Here is a 17,005-nt window from a genome sequence, read left to right on the forward strand (position 1 = left end):
ATATTATAATAAAACTATCTTTATAAAATAATTACATCAGGCGAGGGGAAGTTGGTGATTAAATGAAACAATGTCCTAACTGTGGTCAGAAACTACGAAGTAAAAATATACGACAATGTCCAAATTGCGGTAAACAAATTAATGAAAAAGATGTCAAAGTGAAACAAAATCAAGCCCCTCATGCAGAATCTTCAAATATTAAACTTAGAAAATTTATTCCTTGGGCGATTGTTATTTTTATAATTATTTTAATGATTATTGTCTTCTATTTAGTAAGAAATTATAACTCTCCAGAGGCACAAACGAAAATTCTTGTTAATGCTATAGATAATAACGATTCACAAAAGGTTGCAACATTATTGAGTACGAAAGAAACACATGTCGATATTGAGGAAGCCGACGAGTACATAGCGTACGTAAAAAGTGAAGTAGGAATGAAAAAATTTATTCATGATGTTAGAGATACCGTGGAGAAATTAAATAAAAGCGATGCTAAAGAAGCGACTTACATTAAAACACGAGCAGGAAATAACGTACTAAGAGTAAGCAAAAATGGCACGCGCTTTTTAATCTTCGATAATTTGAGTTTCACTGCGCCAACGAAAGAGGCAGTAGTAAAACCTAAATTAGAGACTAAATATGAATTTAGAGCAGGGGGTAAAAACAAAACTGTCGTAGCAGATGCTAATAAAACTATGTCTTTAGGTAAATTTATCCCAGGTATTTACTCTATAGATGCGGACAAAGAAACAGAATATGGCAAATTCACTGGTCAACTCAAATTTGATTTTAGATATGGTAAAGGTTCTACAGTAGAAGTAAATGAAAATTTTAATGAAGCACTACTTACAGTTAAGTTAAAAGGTAAAAGTGACTTAGAAGATAATTCACTGAAAGTAAAAATAAATGATAAAGAAATGAAGTATTCAACTTCTAGAGAATATGGTCCATATCCTCAGAATAAAGATATTGTTATCTCTGCTTCTGGGAAAGTAAAAGGAAAAACTTTTAAATCAGAAACGAAAACGATGAGAGCAAAAGATTTAGGAAATATTAATAGTGTCGAATTAGAATTTGATGATGAAGCGATCAGTGATTATGTTGAGAAAAAAGAAAATGAAGAAAATAGTTTGAAAAATAAATTGAGTAACTTTTTCAGTGATTATTCATTCTCTTTAAATACAGCCATTACAAGTAATAATTTTGATTTGGTCAGTACTTTTTTTAAAGATAATTCAGACATCTACCAAAAAATTAAAGATAATTTAGGGGCAACCCCTGGGTTAACACAACCACAAATTCTTAGTGCTTCACAAAAAGGCAATAAAATTGAAACTAAAGTACAAGATTTAAATAATAATGGTCAATATCAAACCACTGATTATGAATTAACTGAAAACAGTGACGACGGTACATTACAATTTGTGAAAGCAAAATAAGAAGTGGGATAAAAGAGGTCTGGACAGAAGCGTTTTGGATGTGAGCAGAGCTGAAAGAGGCTGGGACAATAATAAAATGTCTCAGCCTTCGTTAACATATTGGCAGTAGCTGACTGATTTGAAAAGACGCTTTAATCAAGCTTTCTTCAAATCTAGTCAGCTTTGCCGGGATGGGAAGACGAAATTAATTTTAATTTCTGTCCCACTCCCTGCTTTAGTATTGCCCTAAGCATAAGATTTTGATGTCTTAGTCTCTATGCACACTCTTTTTTAATTGTTTAAATACACAATGATTTTCAACTAATAAATTGAAGGCGGGGGCTTATATATGAATGAGGAACAGCGACAAAATAAACATTCGCTATTGTTTATTATTATCTTGGGTGCACTGACTGCTATTGGGGCATTATCCATTGATATGTTTTTACCAGGTTTACCAGAATTGAAAAAAGATTTTAATACTACAACTTCAAATGCTCAATTAACATTATCATTATTTATGATTGGATTAGGATTGGGGAATTTATTTGTAGGACCGATTTCAGATAGTATCGGACGAAAGAAACCTTTAGTTGTTGCTATGATTATCTTCACACTAGCGAGTTTAGGTATTGTTTTCGTACATAATATTTGGTTTATGGTATTTTTGCGCTTTGTCCAAGGTTTCACTGGAGGAGCTGGAGCAGTTATATCTAGAGCCATTGCCAGTGACATGTACAATGGTAACGAGTTAACTAAATTTTTAGCTTTATTAATGCTAATGGGATCTTTATTCAAAGTCCCTGAGTCACTAGCGGTTGAACATAGAGATAGTAGTGGTATAGGCGTTATCTTTAGGAATTTTAGAAGTCTATTTTCAACGCCACGCTTTGTCTTACCTATGTTAATTCAAGGTGTGACATTTATTATGTTATTTAGTTATATTTCTGCTTCACCATTCTTAGTTCAGAAAATATATGGCGTCTCAGCTTTACATTTTAGTTGGATGTTTGCTGGCATAGGAATTACACTAATTATTTCAAGTCAATTAGCTGGTAAGTTGGTTGACTATGTTCATCCACAGAAGCTACTACGTGTAATGACATTTATTCAAGTCATAGGTGTAGTAATAGTAACGTTAACTCTAATTAATCATTGGCATTTTGTAATGCTAGTCATTGGTTTTATCATTCTAGTTGCTCCAGTAACAGGCGTTGCTACTTTGGGATTCTCAATAGCAATGGAAGAACGTACTACCGGAAGTGGAAGTGCTTCAAGTTTATTAGGGTTATTACAGTCATTACTAGGTGGAATAGTGACACCACTTGTAAATCTTAAAGGAGAATATAATAGTACGCCTTATATCATTATTATTTGTATTACCGCTATCGTATTGATTGTATTACAATTATTGAATATAAAAATATTTAAGACGAAACTATAATAATTAATGTAATTAAAGGAGCAAAGACTTTCAATTAAGTCTTTGCTCCTTTAATCTTTCCTTTAACGTTGTAATTTAAGTGTATTTGCTAATAAAGCATTTGCTACTATTTCAGGGCTTTCTTTACAGCCATCTCTTAGCCAGCTTAAAATGATGCCAGCTTGTCCACTCATAGTATAAGTAATAAAGAATGTTTTGTTTTGAATAGAAGTTTCATATTCGCCTAAAATTTTAGAATAATAGGTTTTAGTTATATCGAAATAGTCTAACACTAATTCTTTATTAGGGTGAGAAATAAATATAGCGTGATAGAACGCTTTTTTTCTATATATATATTTCAATATTATATAGAAGAATTTATAGACTTTCTCAGGATTTTTTTTAATACTTTCAAAATTATTTGCAAAAGCATGTAATAATTTTTTATATTTTTTTAAATGGTAATTTTGAATTTTATTTAGTAAATCATATTTATCTTGAAAATTAGCATAAAAAGTCGAACGATTAACATTACTACTTGCACAAATCATTTTTATTGAAATACTCTCGATTGGATAAATTTCTAATAAATCTATTAAACTTCTTATGATTCTATATTTCGCTTTTTGCTTCATTATATGTCACCTATATTAATTGTAACTTCAAGTAACCAACAAATTTAACGTAATTGTTGGTGTTTTTTTACTTCACATGTCTTTATAATATTAAAAGTAATTTTGAAAAGCAAATAGGAGGAAAAGTTCAATGAAAAAAATGGTGTTAATAAATATCATCACTATCATTGTTATTATTGCTATTGGTATTGTAGGTTTCATGTTATACCACAATGCTACAAGCTATGTAACAACTGATAATGCCAAAGTTGACGGAGATCAAATTCAAATCTCAAGTCCTGCTTCAGGTCAAATTAAATCTTTTGATGCGAAACAAGGCGATAAAATGAAAAAAGGTGACAAAGTAGCAGAAGTAAGTGCTCAAGGTCAAGGCGGAGATGCTAAAGACATGGACATTAAAATGCCTCAAAACGGTACTATCGTTAAAACAAGTGGTATGGAAGGTTCAGTTGCACAAGCAGGTTCACCAATAGCTTATGCTTACAATTTAGATGATTTATATATTACTGCAAATATTGACGAAAAAGACGTTAACAGTGTAGAAAAAGGCGACAAAGTTGATGTTTCAATTGACGGTCAAGATTCTGATATCGATGGTAAGGTAGAAGAAGTTGGTCAAGCAACTGCAGCAAGCTTCTCATTAATGCCATCATCAAATGCTGACGGTAACTACACTAAAGTTTCTCAAGTAGTACCTGTTAAAATTTCTTTAGATTCTGCACCATCTAAAAACGTTGTTCCTGGAATGAACGCTGAAGTAAAAATCCATAAAGACTAAGGAGGTCATAGAATGACAGCGACCTTCATTATTGGTTATATAGTTGTAGCGATCATTTTAGTTGGTTTGATTAATGTTTTATTGATAAAATCACGTAAAAAAACAAAATCAAGCCAATCTAAGGGACAACACGTAAATGAAGAATCTAAAAGTCAAAGTAATCCATCTAAATTTAAAATAAGTGACTTAGACCGAGATAAATCGTCAAAAGAAACAACTTCTTCTCATCATGACGAAGAAGCGCGTCGTCACTTTGAGAACGAAGATAACTATCGCTTTGATAATGATAAACGCAAAGATCATTTTGAAAGCGAACAGAATCAACAAGATTCTGCGTCAGAAAAAATTCATCCTGAACAAAAACAAGCATCACATTCCTTACATTATTCCGACGATGCTTCAGAAATGAACAGCGAAGAAGCTGTTGGAGGGCCTAGAGATGAAGAAGATGTGAATAATCAACATCTACCTAAAGATTCAATTTATGAGCCGATTAATCCGGACTCTCAAGAAGGACGCGTAAATGAGCGCATTAAACATCAAAAAGCTGATTTTATATTCGGTAAAAACACAACAAGAGGTATGATTTTAGCAGCAATGTTGTTTGGTATGTTTATTGCCATCTTAAACCAAACATTATTAAACGTTGCCTTACCTAAAATTAATACTGAATTTAATATTTCTGCTTCAACTGGTCAATGGTTGATGACAGGTTTCATGTTAGTAAATGGTATTTTAATTCCAATTAGTGCATTCCTCTTTAATAAATATTCTTATCGTAGATTATTTATTATCGCGCTTGTATTATTTACACTTGGTTCTTTAGTTTGTGCTATTTCTACAAACTTTCCAATTATGATGACTGGACGTGTGTTACAAGCGATTGGTGCCGGTGTCTTAATGCCATTAGGTTCTAACGTTATTGTTACGATCTTCCCACCTGAAAAACGTGGGGCAGCAATGGGTACAATGGGTATTGCCATGATACTTGCGCCAGCAATTGGCCCAACATTATCTGGTTATATCGTTCAAAACTATCATTGGAACATTATGTTCTATGGTATGACTGTATTAGGTATCCTTGCAATCATCGTTGGTTTCTTCTGGTTCAAACTTTACCAAAAAACAACAAATCCTAAAGCCGATTATCAAGGTATTGTATATAGTACTATCGGATTCGGTGCATTATTATATGGATTCAGTGAGGCTGGTAACAAAGGTTGGGGATCAGGTGAAATCATCGCAATGTTCATTATTGGTGCCATTTTCATTACCGCATTCGTTATTCGTGAGTTAACAATGAGAGCACCGATGTTAAATCTTGAAGTATTAAAATCTTCAACATTTACACTTACAACTATCATTAACATGGTAGTAATGATGAGTTTATTTGGTGGTATGATCTTATTACCTATCTACTTACAAAACTTACGTGGTTTCTCAGCACTTGATTCAGGTTTACTTCTATTACCTGGTTCATTAATAATGGGTCTTCTTGGACCGATTACTGGTAGATTATTAGATAAAATTGGATTGAAACCATTAGCTTTATTCGGTATTGCTGTAATGGCTTACGGAACTTGGGAACTTACAAGATTAAATATGGATACACCTTATTTCCATATTATGGGTATCTATATCATCCGTTCATTTGGTATGGCATTCGTTATGATGCCGTTAATGACAGCAGCAATCAATGCTTTACCACCAAGATTAATTTCTCATGGTAATGCATTCTTAAATACAATGAGACAATTAGCTGGTTCAATTGGTACAGCAATTCTTGTTACAGTTATGACAACTCAAACAACTAATCATGTTGCTAACTTTGCGAATGAAATGGATAAAACGAATCCAATGATTATCGATAAAATTCGTCAAATGGCTATGCAATATGGTGGCCAATCAGAAGCAATGCAAGCAATTTTAAAATATGTTAATAAACTTGGATATATCGAAGGCATTAACGATGCATTCTGGATTGCCACAGGATTAGCTGTATTAGCGTTTATTTTAAGTTTATTCTTAAAAGGGAAAAAAGGCGCTGAAGCAGAACATGACAGAATGGTTAAAGCAGAACAAAACCATCAATTAAAATAAGTTGAATAAAATTGTGTTGTGGGGGCATGATTTTTAAAGTATCGGTACACATTAAGTGTTATCGATACTTTTTTTATTTTCCGGAAAAGAAATAACCAAATAAAAAACCATCAAGAAATTTATACATCTTGATGGTTGTCATAATAAATCTATTTAAGTTTTGTTTTTGGTCGACGATTTCTGAAGAAGAAACTAATAATAAGTAACGCTAAACTACATACTAATAGGATAAGCGCATTGTGAATTGCATCTGCTTCGGAAATAATTTGAGTTGGTGATACTTTTAAATAATAATCTTGTAGTTTATCAGAAATACGTTGTCCAATAAGTTGAACTGCATAACCAAAGTAATAAGACATAACTAATAAAATTGCGATAATAATAAAGTTAATAATCTTTAAAATAGTACGATTAAAGAGAATAGTTATTATGGAAATAACCATACTAATTAAACATAAAATAAAAAATACATTAAAGACTAAGATTAATTTGTCTGCAATATCTTGGATATTTGCAAGTTGACCAAAATTAATATTTAAAGAACCGATTTGGGTTACTAAGTTTTGAAAATCTTTAATGCCATCATAATTGATAGGTTGGTTTACGAAGACAAGATTAAATATTGGTTGTTTATACATACTATAGCCTGTTATACCTACTAAGACTAGAACGATTATATGAATAATTAAGCTAACCCAAGAACGCTTTTTCTTTCCATTACGAGTAGCGCGACTAAACTGATTATTATGTGCATTACTCTTGTCTTCATAATTATAATTGCGATAGTCTGGCAATTTTTGACCTCCTTTACCCTTATTCATTTGTGTTATAAGATTGACTATTTTATACTAAATTTAATGTAAAAGAGCTAGTATAAGCGTCACACTTAATCACTAAATTTACAACATACCTATCATTATATCGTTTTTTATATTTTATGGAATAGTATTTAAAAATCATATCTCATTAAAAATAAAAAGGCAGGTTATAAATTATCATGAGATCTCGTATGGTAAATAGAATTATAAATAAGTATTTGTTACACAATCGTTCTATATTATTTGATGATCAAGTCGCATTTGATAAATTTATGGAGCGACGTCGAGATGTTAATAAAGCTAAGCATAAGCAGCCATCATCATTAAATGTAAAAGCTAATCTCGACAAATTATCTTTAGGGGACATGCAAGTATTCAGATTTAATTTCCGTCATGAAACAAAAAAGAAAATATTATATATTCATGGGGGATATAATACGTTACAACCCTCACCATTTCACTGGAGATTTATGGATAAGTTAGTATTAAATACATTGTATGAAGTGGTCTTACCTATTTATCCTAAGACGCCAGAATTTCATATAGCAGATACTTTTAAAGCTATTAATGATGTCTATGATTCTCTTTTAGAAGAAGTAGATGCGCACAATATCGTGATTATGGGGGATGGAACTGGTGGCGCACTTGCATTAAGCTTTGTTCAACAACTTATCGCGCAACAACGTCCTATACCTAAAAAATTATTCTTAATTTCACCAATGTTAGATGCAACTATGACGAATCCACAAATTACAGATAGTCTGATCGGTAAAGATCGCTTCGTTGACATTGATGGTTTACAACGTATTCTAAACGTGTGGAGTAAAGAAGATGCGCTCGCAAATCCAAGTATTTCTCCACTATATGGTTCACTTGAACATTTACCACCTATTGTAATGTTTGGAGGAGGACGTGAAATTTATTATCCTGATATGCAACGTTTAGCTTATAAATTAGAAGAAGCTCACCAAGATATTCAATTCTTTGATTATCCTAAAATGTTTCACGATTTCCCGTTATATCCAATTCATGAATCACATAAAGTCATTAAACAGATTACTAAGACAATCGATTAATAATTACAAGAGAGGTTTCAGTATCATTCTGAAACCTCTTTTATAATCTTATTCACTTGAATGATAATGTAGCTTTGTCCTAAATAGTGATAATGTTGATCCAATGCTTCTTCAAGTTTAAATTGTGGCTTGTTCATACGTAGCGTAATTTCAGCTAAATTGATTTGATTATCATCAATGCGCGTTTGATAATCACGTATTTGTTCTATAAGTATAGATGCTTCTTTATTATTTTCGAGTAATTATTGTATTGCCTCAATCGATTGTTTTTGTCCTTGATAATAACTAATATTAAACGCTCTTTTCATTAGTTCTTGACTTGGCCCATTCATAAATAATTGTTTGGACTGGTTAATTTCGATTAATTTCACTTTTAAATCATCATACATATCGTATACTTTCCCTGTAATTATATCTCTTAACGTTTGTGTCATTTCTATTCATCCTTTTTTGTTGGTATTCCAATTTGGTGGCCCAATTGTTTCGGCCATGCTATATCACCTTGAATACTATAATACTGTTCAATACTCTTTTTATATTTTTCTGGAAAAGGGGCAGAACGACGTTGTTCGCCATCAATACCCATCATCATAACTTCATTAGTGGCAGCTAGCACATCATCTTCTGTATATAGAGATAAAAAGAAATGAACGCGTTTTTCATCATAATTATAAATATTTACTATAATACGAAATGCCATATCTAAAGACAACTCAGATAAATAAGTAGTATGTTCCTCTAAAGTAAACATTGTATAATTTAGAGCTTCTCGTTCTTCTAATGATAAACCGTTGGCATAATTGAATTCGTTAACGGCTTCACTGAACACGGCATTATATTCCGAGTCATGCATGTGGTTATTATGATCAATTTGAGATTGTTCTACTTTTTTTCTAACAATAAACGGGTAATTCATAAATAGTTACGTCCTTTCAATTTATATTTCTAAATTCATTTTACTAAATTAAAATAACGCATACACAACATTTAATTCATGGTAGAATGTAAGACGTATGGTTTCTGTAGGAGGTAATATATGTAATGACGATGATAATTCGGTATCAAACTACAAATCAGTCACTTACACAAGTTGATACAGTCAAAGACATTCCACAGGACGCGACCATCGTGTGGTTTGATTTTGAAAAAGCTTCATCAGAAGAAAATGATTATTTAATTGACAATTTTAATTTTAACTATTTAGAGTTAGAAGATGCTATAAGTGGTGTACCACGTGTTAAATATAAAGCGTATAAAGATTATCAATATATGGTCTTTCATAGCATGTATAAAGATGACTTTTCTCCTATAGCATTAAACGTCTTTGTAAATGACAAAGTATTAGTAACTTATCACCATGAGCACTTTGAATCTCTAAATAAAGTAGCTGAAATGAACTCTAAAAACCAAGATCCAGATTTAGACTGTGCAGATATAGTGATACATATTTTAGACATGATGGTAGATAAATATTTTGATTTTGTTTATACGATTGAAGAGAAAGTTTATAACTTTGAAGATGCGCACGTAGATGATACGCATAGTAAAAAGGTAATGGATAATGTCTTTAAATTACGTTCAGACTTGATCAAAATTAAACGCGTTTTATTCCCAATGCAAGAATTGGTGAACACGATTAAAACAGAGGGCAATTTAATTGTAGATAGCAAACATTCAATGTATATTCAACATATCGATGACCATTTGATTAAACAGAATAACATTATACGCACCTCGCAAGAAATGACGAATGAGATTAGGGAGAACTTTGAATCATATTCTTCTTTTAGAATGAATAGTATTATGCAAGTATTGACACTTGTATCCGTTATCTTCTCTCCATTAACATTTATAGCTGGTGTATACGGTATGAACTTTGAATATATGCCTGAATTGAAATGGCATTATAGTTATCCTATATGTATGCTAGTGATGTTAATCATAGCGGTGGCATTAATTATCTTTTTCAAAAGAAAAAAATGGTTCTAGTATCAAGCATTATTAATATCAATTAAGCAAAGGTAGGTAGTAGCATGAGCGATATGCAAAGAGAACAGAGAAAAAATGAACATGTTGAAATTGCAATGGCACAACATGACGCGCCTCAATCGGACTTTGACCGCGTGAGGTTTGTACATCATTCTATTCCGAATGTAAATGTAGATCAAATTGATTTAACAAGTCATACATCAAACTTTGACATGAAATATCCTTTATATATAAATGCAATGACAGGCGGTAGTGATTGGACGAAGAAAATTAATGAAAAACTAGCAGTCGTTGCACGTGAAACAGGTTTAGCGATGGCAGTTGGTTCAACACACGCCGCACTTAGAAATCCTAAAATGGCTGAATCATTTAGTATTGTACGTCACACCAATCCAGAAGGTATCATATTTAGTAATGTCGGTGCTGATGTGCCTGTAGATAAAGCAGTAGAAGCGGTTAGTTTGCTAGATGCACAAGCCTTACAAATACATGTAAATGCCCCACAAGAACTTGTGATGCCTGAAGGAAATAGAGAATTCTCAACATGGATTGATAATGTAGCAGCGATTGTGCAGCGTGTAGACGTTCCAGTCATTATCAAAGAAGTAGGCTTCGGTATGGGCAAAGAATTGTATAAAGATTTAATTGATGCAGGTGTATCGTATGTTGACGTGAGTGGCAGAGGTGGTACGAATTTCGTAACGATTGAGAACGAACGTCGCTCTAATAAAGATATGGACTATTTAGCAAACTGGGGACAATCTACAGTTGAATCTTTACTTGAAAGCGCTGCTTATCAAGATGCATTGAATGTATTTGCTAGTGGAGGAGTCCGTACACCATTAGATGCTGTTAAGAGCTTGGCATTAGGCGCGAAAGCAGTAGGGATGTCACGTCCATTCTTGAATCATGTTGAAAATGGTGGCATCACAAGTACAATTGAATATGTTGAATCATTTATTGGACATATGAAATCAATTATGACAATGCTAAATGCTAAAGACATTAGTGAGCTTAAACATAGTAAATTAGTATTTGATCAAAAATTAATGTCTTGGATTGAACAACGTGGCTTAGATATTCATAGAGGATAATGAAGTAAAACAAAAGAAGCGTAAAATGGAAAGCAACTTTTCCATTTTACGCTTTATTTATTATGAAAGTGTTTGTTTTCATTTTCAAAAGTTAATTACCAAAGATATTGATAAAGCCCATCACGATAGGTACACCAGCTAAGTCAATAAGGAAGGCACCAACAATAGGAACCACTAGGTAAGACTTAGGTGAGCTACCGTATTTCTTAGTGATAACATCTAAATTAGCCATAGCATTTGGTGTCGCACCTAGACCGTGACCAATAAAACCACCAGCCATTACTGCTGCGTCATAATCTTTGCCTAACACTCTAAACAGAATAAAGAACGCAAAGAGCGAGATGAAGACGACTTGGACTAAAACAATGATAATTAGTGGTAAGGCTAATGAATAGACTTGTGTTAATTGAATACTCATTAAAGCGAGTGATAAGAATAACCCAAGTGCGATATCACCAATTTGGTCATTCAATTTTAAGTCAATAATATTCCAATTGGTATATTCTGAAATATTACGTATAGCTACCGCTACAAACATAGAACCTACATACATAGGTAAACTTTGCCCAGTAAGGTTAGAGAACTGCTCACCTATGAATGTGCCAAGTGACATACAAAACGCAATAATCGTTAATTGAATAAAGAACACTTGTGTTGGTTTATATTTCTTATGCAATTTGGCATTGGCTTCAACCTTACTATAATCTTTAAATGAATCATCACTGTTTCCAGGTTTAAGGTTATAATGCTTAATCATCAATTTCACTAAAGGACCACCAACTAAACCGCCAAATACTAGGCCAAGCGTAGCAGCAGCTAAAGCAGCTGTTACGGCAGAGTCAATATTGAAACTTTGTTCAAGCGTTTGACCATAAGCAGCCGCATTTCCGTGTCCACCTTCCATTGACATAGAACCAGCAGTTAAACCTAATAACGGTTTGATATGTAATAGTTTCGCTAGAGAAACACCGATAAAGTTTTGACAAATTGCTAAAACGGCACAACAAGCAAAATAGAGTAGTAGTACTTTGCCACCGATTTTAAATAACTTAAATGATGCACCTAAACCAATTGTTGTGAAGAAGACCATCATAAAGAAATCTTGAATAAATTTAGCATCTAATTTGATTTGTACTATATTAAAAGTATCTAAGACTGCAACTAATATTGCGAATAATAAACCACCAATGACTGGTGCTGGTATACAAATTTTTTGTAAAAAAGATACGTGATTAACAATAAATTCGCCTAATAAAAAAAGAAGACAAGCGAGACATAGCGTTGTGACTGCATCTAATTCCAATTTATACTCCCCCTTTGTTTACTTCAGCACGCTTTTAAAAAATGAAAGCGCTATAATTGCCCATGTATACCATTATACATATAAAAAATATATATTTCTAGAATACATAATATTTTAAAAAAATAAGTAGAAAGTTATAGTCATTTATAATTTATTACTTTTAACAAACGCCTCAAAATTGCTCAAAAACTAGGGATTTTGTTAAATATATTAATAATTATAATTTAGTACCTTGTTATATACAGTAGTAGGTGGTATAGTTTAATTAACAGCTACTGTGTAATGTATAGTACTGATTAAATATAGTGGAGGAGTTTATATGAATGCACAGTTCAAGAAGGGAGCATTAGAACTAATTGTATTACTTATTATTAAGAAAGAAGATCAATACGGTTATTCTTTGGTACAAAATATCTCACGTTACATTACGATTGCGGAAGGGACAGTTTACCCTTTATTAAGACGATTAGTCCAAAACGGTGAACTATCTACATATTATCAGCCTTCTACAGAAGGTCCATCAAGAAAGTACTATAGCATAACGAATCAAGGACAAGAACGATTGAAAATTTTAAAAGAAGAATGGCATCTATTTTCTGAAGCGGTTAATCAATTTATAAAGGAGAGTGAACATAATGAATAAAAATGAATATTTGAAGATACTTGATAAAAATTTGAGAAATTTAGATTATGAAGAGAAAAAAGATATTTTAAATGAATACGAAACCCATTTTTATAGCGGACTCCAAGAAGGAAGAACTGAAGATCAAATCTCAGATGAACTAGGAAATCCGAAAATGATAGCACGCGATTTAAATGCAAATGAAGCGGTAAAAAAAGCTAGCACTGATGACAATTTTACAAATATTTCATCAGCCTTATTAGCTGTCATGGGTCTAGGTGTTTTAAACTTCTTTATTATTTTGGTGCCTGCCGTTTTTATTATTTCTTTATTATTCTCTTTATTAGTATTTACAATCATCTCGTTAGCTTCACCTTTTTTCCTTTTAATGAAAGGTATAATGGAAGGATTTAATGAGATAATCAACTATGATATTTATTCAGCAGGTCTTCTTTTTGGAATAGGATTAATGCTAATCCCTTTAACTATATATATTTGCAAAGGCGTTACAAAGTTAACTATTAATTATCTTAAATGGAATGTATCAGTAGTAAAAAGGAGTGTAAAATAATGAAAAAAGTCTTGCTGATTATTTTTATTTTAGGTTTGATAATTTTTATTGGATGTGGCATTGGTTTGTTATATGAAGGGAAAATTTTATTTACTGAGCAATCAAATACAGGCAAAATAAAAACAAATTATTCCAAAACCTATAAGAATACTGATATTCAATCGTTAAAAGTTAATGCACAAATTAGTGAAATTAAAATTAAAAAAGGGGATCACTTTAGTGTTGAATCTAAAGGTAATCTTCCACATACTGAAGCGACTGCTCATGTCAAGAACCATCGTTTAATGGTTGAAGATCAAGGTAAGAAATCTGGTATTAATTTTAATATAGGAGGAATGAAATATAATCGATTAACTATTACTGTTCCAACTAAGCTTGAGGAATTAAAAATAAACTCAGAAGTAGGAAGTATTGACATTAATGATATTAAAGCTAAATCTGCTTATATCAAATCTGACGCATCAGATATTAATGTGAAAAAAGGAAACTTTGATTATTTGAATATTTATAATGATGCTAGTGATATTGTTACTGACGATGTTTCATTCAATAAGGCTAAAATTAGAAATGACGCTAGTGATATTATTATGAAAGAGTTACAAGCGGATAAACCTTTAGAAATAGATAATGAAGCAGGCGATGTAGAGTTAAGTTATAAAAATAATCCTACAAATACTAGAATTGAAGCAAATGCAGATGGCGGTGACATTGATATAAATAATAAGGTATTCAAAAATAGAACAGTTGGTAAAGGCGATAACATTGTTACTATTAATAATGATGCTGGCGATATCATAATAAAATAAGATTAAAGGGAGAAAGTAGAAACTCACTAGGTAATTTCTATTTTCTCCCTCTTTTTTATTTCCAAGTTTCCTCTGGCATGACGCAGTCTGACTTACGCATACGAGAGACGTATGGATTACCTTTTACTGTATATCTTAAAGCCTTGTCCGTCCATTCACCTTTATTTGGAATACCAATTCTTGCACTTTCATCAATTTCACGTGGATATTTTCTATTTTTCACGTCAATTGATAAACGACATTCATTAATAGTAGAGCCATCAATTGCACGCGGAATGTTAAAGGCTTTCGTCCATTTTCCAGGGCCATTCGTCACTTCATAACTTTTTTTATTGCGGTTCTTAATCATCGCTTCAATGCCATCTACTGGTTCCACAGCCCGAATCAATACACCTTCAGGCACGCCCTCCGTACGCGTTACAAAGTTAATTAATAAATGCGTATGCATGACATGGCCATAAATAGTGCCTCCACGCTTATACAGTGATGTTACTTTAGGCGTTTGTTTTCCACCGAAGCCATGTGCAGCGCGATCATCGAAGCCTAAATATGCTTCAGTTTCTACGATATAACCACTATACGTTTGGTTGTTATCTTGATAAATAATCTTAACCCCTAATAACGCTTTAGCAGTTTCTGTCGTTGGTTTAGATACGAAATCCACAATTATTCCTTCTTTCTATCTTTTTGAAAATGAAAAATAAAAATGCACTCCATCAAGAAATAAGACTAGAGCGCTATGTTAAATGTATAGTATCATAGCAATTATAATTGAAGTACCGAAGAAATAATATTAATTAAAACCAAAAGGATAACGTCGTATATATTTGACAATTATTATGATAACTCGTTATGCTTTAAATAAATGGGAGTTTGAAAGAAGTGAGGGAAAGTGAATAACGTTAAGAAATATCGAGGAGTAAGTAAAATATCCCAATTAGAACTTGCACGTTCAGTTGGCGTCTCACGTCAAACAATCAATATGATTGAGAATAATAAATATAATCCTTCATTAAAATTATGTATTAATATTGCGAAGACCTTAGGCGTAACATTAGACGATTTATTCTGGGAGGGAGAAGATGACAGAGACAGATGAAAGAATAAGCGAACAATATCAAATAATTAAAGCTAAACATGGTATTATTAGTTTAAACTTTTTAGGTGTGATTGTGTCTTTTGAAGCAGTAAGTGATCTAGAAAGATCATTTTTATCCCCACTATTTATTGGGAGTCTTTTAATTTTAATCGTAATTGTGTGTAGGCTAACTATTCATAAAGAAACAGCAGATGACATATTTATCTATGTTAAATCACATGAAGAGAAAAGAAAACTGAATCGTCAATCCAAATTTAAACGTTTCTGGTTTTGGTTAACATGGATGATTTTTATTATACTTACAACTAATGTTATCGTACCAATGATTTATAAAGGCCATATTAAATGGGAAATGAACCCAACATTTCTTATTTTTCTTCCAATTTATTTTATTATTTTTATGCTAGAAAATGACAAACGAATTCAAATTACTGAACAATATGTCCCAAGCATTGAAGAAAGAGAAGCTAATCCTAAAGGAATTCTAAGACTTATTCCGAATTATCGATTTGCTGACGAGCAACAAAAACAAACAATTATTAACACATATGCATCAAATTACATTTGGATAATCATTTCTCTAACTATTATTGTGATAATTGATTGTGTTGTCGAATTATTTATGCATCGTTGGCCTATTGGTTCAATTATTACAATTATATTTTTAGTGATTTCTGGAATAATATTAGCTATTCAATTTTACCGTCTTAAAAAACAATATCTTTAATAAATATATTAAGAAAACGCTATCTATTAAAAATATTTTATAGATAGCGTTTTCATTTTTTAATTTATATAAAATGTATGGAATATTAATAAAAAAAGTGTAACAATATGTATGTGAAAAAGTCAGTGCTTAAAACTAATTAGATAAAGAGCGTAACGAGTTGATACAATATAACTAACAAATAGAATTGTATCGGAGGATGTAACAATGCTTTATTCCATCTTTATCTTTTTATTAGCAGGTTTCTGTGAAATTGGTGGTGGCTATCTGATTTGGTTGTGGTTAAGGGAAGGGCAATCAGGTTGGTTAGGATTTATAGGCGGTGTCATATTAATGATGTATGGTATTATCGCTACATTTCAGTCATTTCCAACATTCGGGCGTGTTTATGCAGCTTATGGTGGTGTCTTCATTGTCATGAGTATTGTATGGGCATATGTTATTGATAAACAAGCGCCAGATAAATACGATTTAATTGGTGCATTAATTTGTATCATAGGTGTACTTGTGATGGTCTTGCCGAGCAGAGCCTGATTAAGCGTGTTA

19 protein-coding genes are annotated in these 17,005 nt (G+C 32.0%); 13 read left to right on the forward strand and 6 right to left on the reverse strand.

Translation table 11 applies throughout. The features are described 5' to 3' along the window. The first annotated feature begins 62 nt into the window (after nucleotides 1–62). The gene (locus tag MT340_RS02935) at nucleotides 63–1,439 is read left to right on the forward strand and encodes a membrane-associated protein TcaA (RefSeq protein ID WP_243588723.1); all 1,377 of its coding nucleotides are present in this window, start codon (nucleotides 63–65) and stop codon (nucleotides 1,437–1,439) included. Nucleotides 1,440–1,767: 328 nt separating this feature from the next. Continuing rightward, a complete protein-coding gene (locus MT340_RS02940; protein WP_243603572.1) occupies nucleotides 1,768–2,862 on the forward strand; it encodes an MFS transporter in 1,095 nt (364 codons plus the stop codon). Nucleotides 2,863–2,924: 62 nt separating this feature from the next. Here MT340_RS02940 and MT340_RS02945 read toward each other — a convergent pair whose 3' ends face one another. Further along, nucleotides 2,925–3,476: a TetR/AcrR family transcriptional regulator gene (locus tag MT340_RS02945; protein WP_243588725.1), complete on the reverse strand. Its 552-nt coding sequence runs from the start codon at nucleotides 3,474–3,476 to the stop codon at nucleotides 2,925–2,927. A gap of 130 nt (nucleotides 3,477–3,606) precedes the next feature. Here MT340_RS02945 and MT340_RS02950 point away from each other — a divergent pair, with 130 nt between their 5' ends. After that, nucleotides 3,607–4,254: a biotin/lipoyl-containing protein gene (locus tag MT340_RS02950; protein ID WP_243588726.1), complete on the forward strand. Its 648-nt coding sequence runs from the start codon at nucleotides 3,607–3,609 to the stop codon at nucleotides 4,252–4,254. Nucleotides 4,255–4,266: 12 nt separating this feature from the next. Continuing rightward, a complete protein-coding gene (locus MT340_RS02955) occupies nucleotides 4,267–6,354 on the forward strand; it encodes a DHA2 family efflux MFS transporter permease subunit (RefSeq protein ID WP_243588727.1) in 2,088 nt (695 codons plus the stop codon). 149 nt (nucleotides 6,355–6,503) lie between these two features. Here the strand turns inward: MT340_RS02955 and MT340_RS02960 are convergent, their stop codons facing one another. Further along, nucleotides 6,504–7,175 (reverse strand): hypothetical protein, encoded by a 672-nt coding sequence (locus tag MT340_RS02960; RefSeq protein ID WP_481906654.1) that lies wholly within the window; start codon nucleotides 7,173–7,175, stop codon nucleotides 6,504–6,506. Nucleotides 7,176–7,351: 176 nt separating this feature from the next. Between MT340_RS02960 and MT340_RS02965 the strand changes: the two genes are divergently transcribed. Further along, on the forward strand, nucleotides 7,352–8,248 hold the full coding sequence (locus MT340_RS02965; protein WP_243588729.1) for an alpha/beta hydrolase fold domain-containing protein: 897 nt from the start codon (nucleotides 7,352–7,354) through the stop codon (nucleotides 8,246–8,248). A 242-nt stretch (nucleotides 8,249–8,490) separates the two neighbouring features. On the opposite strand, the gene MT340_RS02970 is transcribed toward MT340_RS02965, so the two are convergent. Further along, nucleotides 8,491–8,682, reverse strand: a complete 192-nt coding sequence (locus tag MT340_RS02970) for a hypothetical protein (RefSeq protein ID WP_243603573.1) — start codon at nucleotides 8,680–8,682, stop codon at nucleotides 8,491–8,493. A gap of 2 nt (nucleotides 8,683–8,684) precedes the next feature. Beyond that, entirely contained in the window at nucleotides 8,685–9,164 is a 480-nt protein-coding gene (locus MT340_RS02975) for a thioesterase family protein (RefSeq protein ID WP_243588731.1), read from the reverse strand. Between the two features lie 125 nt (nucleotides 9,165–9,289). Here MT340_RS02975 and corA point away from each other — a divergent pair, with 125 nt between their 5' ends. Then, nucleotides 9,290–10,237: a magnesium/cobalt transporter CorA gene (gene corA, locus MT340_RS02980; protein ID WP_243588732.1), complete on the forward strand. Its 948-nt coding sequence runs from the start codon at nucleotides 9,290–9,292 to the stop codon at nucleotides 10,235–10,237. Nucleotides 10,238–10,281: 44 nt separating this feature from the next. Further along, nucleotides 10,282–11,331, forward strand: a complete 1,050-nt coding sequence (fni, locus tag MT340_RS02985; RefSeq protein ID WP_243588733.1) for a type 2 isopentenyl-diphosphate Delta-isomerase — start codon at nucleotides 10,282–10,284, stop codon at nucleotides 11,329–11,331. 91 nt (nucleotides 11,332–11,422) lie between these two features. Here fni and gltS read toward each other — a convergent pair whose 3' ends face one another. Next, nucleotides 11,423–12,634, reverse strand: coding sequence for a sodium/glutamate symporter (gene gltS, locus MT340_RS02990; protein WP_243588734.1), 1,212 nt, complete (start codon nucleotides 12,632–12,634; stop codon nucleotides 11,423–11,425). Nucleotides 12,635–12,953: 319 nt separating this feature from the next. On the opposite strand from gltS, the gene MT340_RS02995 reads away from it, so the two are divergent. From MT340_RS02995 to MT340_RS03005, 3 genes are read left to right on the forward strand one after another with little or no spacing between them, the layout of a single operon-like run. Further along, nucleotides 12,954–13,277, forward strand: a complete 324-nt coding sequence (locus MT340_RS02995; protein ID WP_243588735.1) for a PadR family transcriptional regulator — start codon at nucleotides 12,954–12,956, stop codon at nucleotides 13,275–13,277. Beyond that, nucleotides 13,270–13,827 (forward strand): HAAS signaling domain-containing protein, encoded by a 558-nt coding sequence (locus MT340_RS03000; RefSeq protein WP_243603574.1) that lies wholly within the window; start codon nucleotides 13,270–13,272, stop codon nucleotides 13,825–13,827. Before MT340_RS02995 ends, MT340_RS03000 begins: the two co-directional genes overlap by 8 nt. Further along, the gene (locus MT340_RS03005) at nucleotides 13,827–14,633 is read left to right on the forward strand and encodes a DUF4097 family beta strand repeat-containing protein (protein WP_243603575.1); all 807 of its coding nucleotides are present in this window, start codon (nucleotides 13,827–13,829) and stop codon (nucleotides 14,631–14,633) included. The genes MT340_RS03000 and MT340_RS03005 overlap by 1 nt, the downstream gene beginning before the upstream one ends. A 55-nt stretch (nucleotides 14,634–14,688) precedes the next feature. On the opposite strand, the gene MT340_RS03010 is transcribed toward MT340_RS03005, so the two are convergent. Beyond that, nucleotides 14,689–15,297 (reverse strand): DNA-3-methyladenine glycosylase, encoded by a 609-nt coding sequence (locus tag MT340_RS03010; protein ID WP_243588738.1) that lies wholly within the window; start codon nucleotides 15,295–15,297, stop codon nucleotides 14,689–14,691. Between the two features lie 228 nt (nucleotides 15,298–15,525). On the opposite strand from MT340_RS03010, the gene MT340_RS03015 reads away from it, so the two are divergent. From MT340_RS03015 to MT340_RS03025, 3 genes are all read left to right on the forward strand, one after another. Next, nucleotides 15,526–15,732: a helix-turn-helix transcriptional regulator gene (locus MT340_RS03015; RefSeq protein ID WP_103297010.1), complete on the forward strand. Its 207-nt coding sequence runs from the start codon at nucleotides 15,526–15,528 to the stop codon at nucleotides 15,730–15,732. Continuing rightward, nucleotides 15,716–16,459 carry a hypothetical protein gene (locus MT340_RS03020; RefSeq protein WP_243588739.1) on the forward strand — a complete coding sequence of 248 codons (744 nt, stop codon included), beginning with the start codon at nucleotides 15,716–15,718 and terminating at the stop codon, nucleotides 16,457–16,459. Before MT340_RS03015 ends, MT340_RS03020 begins: the two co-directional genes overlap by 17 nt. A gap of 207 nt (nucleotides 16,460–16,666) precedes the next feature. Beyond that, nucleotides 16,667–16,993, forward strand: a complete 327-nt coding sequence (locus MT340_RS03025; protein ID WP_243603576.1) for a YnfA family protein — start codon at nucleotides 16,667–16,669, stop codon at nucleotides 16,991–16,993. Nucleotides 16,994–17,005: the final 12 nt, after the last annotated feature.

This window comes from Staphylococcus sp. NRL 16/872 (genome assembly GCF_022815905.2).
Lineage (GTDB): Bacteria > Bacillota > Bacilli > Staphylococcales > Staphylococcaceae > Staphylococcus.

What these genes read in the sequence shown, in the direction of transcription:
- MT340_RS02975 (WP_243588731.1), bottom strand. Translation starts at nt 9,164, where the DNA reads ATGAATTACCCGTTTATTGTTAGAAAAAAAGTAGAACAATCTCAAATT.
- MT340_RS02965 (WP_243588729.1), top strand. Translation starts at nt 7,352, where the DNA reads ATGAGATCTCGTATGGTAAATAGAATTATAAATAAGTATTTGTTACAC.
- MT340_RS02960 (WP_481906654.1), bottom strand. Translation starts at nt 7,175, where the DNA reads ATGAATAAGGGTAAAGGAGGTCAAAAATTGCCAGACTATCGCAATTAT.
- MT340_RS02940 (WP_243603572.1), top strand. Translation starts at nt 1,768, where the DNA reads ATGAATGAGGAACAGCGACAAAATAAACATTCGCTATTGTTTATTATT.
- MT340_RS02945 (WP_243588725.1), bottom strand. Translation starts at nt 3,476, where the DNA reads ATGAAGCAAAAAGCGAAATATAGAATCATAAGAAGTTTAATAGATTTA.
- MT340_RS03025 (WP_243603576.1), top strand. Translation starts at nt 16,667, where the DNA reads ATGCTTTATTCCATCTTTATCTTTTTATTAGCAGGTTTCTGTGAAATT.
- MT340_RS02935 (WP_243588723.1), top strand. Translation starts at nt 63, where the DNA reads ATGAAACAATGTCCTAACTGTGGTCAGAAACTACGAAGTAAAAATATA.
- MT340_RS02995 (WP_243588735.1), top strand. Translation starts at nt 12,954, where the DNA reads ATGAATGCACAGTTCAAGAAGGGAGCATTAGAACTAATTGTATTACTT.
- corA (WP_243588732.1), top strand. Translation starts at nt 9,290, where the DNA reads ATGACGATGATAATTCGGTATCAAACTACAAATCAGTCACTTACACAA.
- MT340_RS02950 (WP_243588726.1), top strand. Translation starts at nt 3,607, where the DNA reads ATGAAAAAAATGGTGTTAATAAATATCATCACTATCATTGTTATTATT.
- MT340_RS03005 (WP_243603575.1), top strand. Translation starts at nt 13,827, where the DNA reads ATGAAAAAAGTCTTGCTGATTATTTTTATTTTAGGTTTGATAATTTTT.
- fni (WP_243588733.1), top strand. Translation starts at nt 10,282, where the DNA reads ATGAGCGATATGCAAAGAGAACAGAGAAAAAATGAACATGTTGAAATT.
- MT340_RS03000 (WP_243603574.1), top strand. Translation starts at nt 13,270, where the DNA reads ATGAATAAAAATGAATATTTGAAGATACTTGATAAAAATTTGAGAAAT.
- MT340_RS03020 (WP_243588739.1), top strand. Translation starts at nt 15,716, where the DNA reads ATGACAGAGACAGATGAAAGAATAAGCGAACAATATCAAATAATTAAA.
- MT340_RS02955 (WP_243588727.1), top strand. Translation starts at nt 4,267, where the DNA reads ATGACAGCGACCTTCATTATTGGTTATATAGTTGTAGCGATCATTTTA.
- MT340_RS02970 (WP_243603573.1), bottom strand. Translation starts at nt 8,682, where the DNA reads ATGACACAAACGTTAAGAGATATAATTACAGGGAAAGTATACGATATG.